The organism is Belnapia sp. AC561, assembly GCF_979252845.1.
In genome coordinates this window covers 1-2,504 of the sequence record NZ_CEEDBP010000100.1, presented here as the reverse complement: position 1 = coordinate 2,504, position 2,504 = coordinate 1, and the positions used below count along the sequence as shown (strand labels likewise).

Annotated in this window: 3 protein-coding genes; all 3 read left to right on the top strand. The window is 67.7% G+C overall.

From position 1 onward, the window contains the following. Nucleotides 1–33: 33 nt before the first annotated feature. Nucleotides 34–501 (top strand): IS66-like element accessory protein TnpA, encoded by a 468-nt coding sequence (gene tnpA, locus AC0IW9_RS30265; protein ID WP_471652015.1) that lies wholly within the window; start codon nt 34–36, stop codon nt 499–501. Next, on the top strand, nt 501–848 hold the full coding sequence (tnpB, locus tag AC0IW9_RS30260) for an IS66 family insertion sequence element accessory protein TnpB (protein WP_377755533.1): 348 nt from the start codon (nt 501–503) through the stop codon (nt 846–848). Before tnpA ends, tnpB begins: the two co-directional genes overlap by 1 nt. A gap of 98 nt (nt 849–946) precedes the next feature. After that, nucleotides 947–2,497 carry an IS66 family transposase gene (gene tnpC / locus AC0IW9_RS30255; protein ID WP_471652016.1) on the top strand — a complete coding sequence of 517 codons (1,551 nt, stop codon included), beginning with the start codon at nt 947–949 and terminating at the stop codon, nt 2,495–2,497. Nucleotides 2,498–2,504: the final 7 nt, after the last annotated feature.

Sequence of the window (2,504 nt, the reverse complement as noted above, 5' to 3'; positions counted from 1 at the left end):
CAGCTGTTTCCCGCCTTGAGATGATGGCTGGTTTTGGCCGATGTCGTGGGCATGACAGACGACACCAACATGACGGCCGGGCTCGTAAGCGGCGCTTACGAGGTGCGTAAAGGTTCGGTACGGCGTGGTGCCGGCTCGGGGGTCGAGGTGCGAGTTCGGACGGTCCGCCGCCGCAGCTGGTCGGCCGAGGACAAGTTGCGGATCGTGGGTGAGACGCTGGAGCCTGGGGCGTTGGCCAAGGTCGTAGCGGACCGGCACGGCATCGGCACTGGGCTGTTGTTCACCTGGCGGCGTCAGATGCTGGCGACGGCCATGTCAGGCTTTGCGCCGGTCGCGGTCGTGCCGGAGGCTCCGTTGGCCGAGGCCGCCATGCCGGCAAAGGCGGGTGGGGCGTCTGGCCTGATCGAGGTGGCGTTTCCGTCTGGGGCGACGGTGCGCGTTGGCGGTGATGTGGATCCGGCGATGCTCCGGATTGTCCTGGCGGAGCTTGGTGGACACTGATGTTCGGGCCGCCGCCCGGCACGCGGGTATTCCTCGCCTGTGGCATGACCGATATGCGGAAGGGCTTCGACGGGCTGGCGGCGCAGGTGCAGACGGTGCTGGCGCAGGATCCCTATGGCGGCGCGTTATTTTGCTTTCGCGGCCGCCGCGGTGACCTGCTGAAGATTTTGGTCTGGGACGGCCAGGGCCTGATCCTCGTGTCAAAGCGCCTGGAACGCGGCAAGTTCGTCTGGCCGCAGGCGGCGAGCGGCGTGGTGTCGCTGACGCCGGCGATGCTGTCGATGCTATTGGAGGGGATCGACTGGCGGATGCCGGCCTGGACGGCACGGCCGGAGACGGTCGTGTAGCGGCATTGCAGAATGCGAATTGCCTTGGGCCGGGTGTTGGCTAGAATTGGCGGGTGGATACCGCAGCGTTCCCATCGCCCGATGCCGAGATTGCCGCGCTGCGCAGCTTGCTGGCGGAGCGTGATGCCGCGCTCGTCGAGCGCGATGCGCTGCTGCTGAACTTCAGGCTCGAGATCGAAAAGCTCAAGGTGCAGCTGGCCCGCGCCCGGCGCGAGCAATACGGCCAATCCTCGGAACGGCTGACGGCCGAGATCGGCCAGTTGGAGATGCTGATCGGCGACCTGGAGGAGAACCAAGCCCAGGGTCAGGCCACGGCAGAGCGGCTGGCCCAAGGCACACCAGCCAAGCCGCGCCAGCAGCCGGTGCGCAAACCGCTGCCGGAGCACCTGCCGCGTGAGACCATCCTGCATGAGCCGGTGCTGGCCTGCCGCTGCGGCTGCACCGACCCCGCCCGGCTGACCCGGCTGGGCGAGGATGTCACCGAAGTGCTGGAGAAGTTGCCGGCCCGGCTGAAGGTCATCCGCCATGTCCGACCGCGCTATGCCTGCCGGTCCTGCGAAGCCATTCTGCAGGCCCCGGCGCCCGACCTGCCGGTGGAACGCGGCCGCCCCGGCCCTGGGTTGCTGGCGCATGTGCTGGTCTCGAAATACGTCGATGGCCTGCCGCTCTACCGGCTCTCCGGCATCCTGGCCCGTGAGGGCGTCGAGATCGAGCGGCAGACCCTGGCCGACTGGGTCGGCCGCAGCGCATGGTGGCTGAGCCCGCTAGCCGAGGCGATCGGCCGCCATGCCCTGGCGCAGCGGGTGATCTGGACCGACGACACGCCGATCCGCGTCCTTGCCCCGGGCCGCGGCAAGACCCGCGAGGCCAGGGTCTGGGTCTATGCCCATGACCCGCGGCCCTGGGGTGGGCCCGGCCCGCCCATGGCATTCTATCGCTACTCGGCGGACCGCAAGGGTGAGCGTCCTCAGGGCCACTTGGCCGGGTTCCAGGGCTGGGTGCATGCGGATGGCTTTGCCGGCTACAACGCGCTCTGGCGGCCGCAGCAGGGCCAGCCAGCAATGGTGCAGCATGTCGCCTGCTGGGCGCATGCACGCCGCTATTTGTTCGATGAGTTCGAGCGCACCAAGTCACCGATCGCCGAAGCGGGTCTGCGGCGGATCCAGGCGCTCTACGCCATCGAGGCCGAGATCAACGGCCTGCCGCCGGAGCGCCGCCACGCCGAGCGCCAGGCCCGCAGCAAACCACTGCTCGCGGCGCTGCAGGACTGGATGGAGGCGCAGCGACGCCGGATCTCCGGCAAGTCGGACCTGGGCAAGGCGTTGCAATATGCACTCGGCCGCTGGGACGCACTGATGCGCTACCTCGAGGATGGCCGGCTCTCAATCGACAACAATTTAGCCGAGCGGCTGCTGCGCGGTATTGCCGTGACGAGAAAGAATTTTCTGTTCCTCGGCAGCGATGCCGGCGGCGAGCGTGCCGCCGTCATCTATACCATCGCCGAAACCGCCAAGCTCAACGGCCACAACCCAGAGGCCTACATCACCACCGTGCTCGACCGGCTGGCGAAGGGACACCTCGCAAGCAGGATCGATGACCTGCTGCCGTGGAACCTCAGACCAGATGGTCAAGCCGTGGTGATAGGCTGACGCTTAC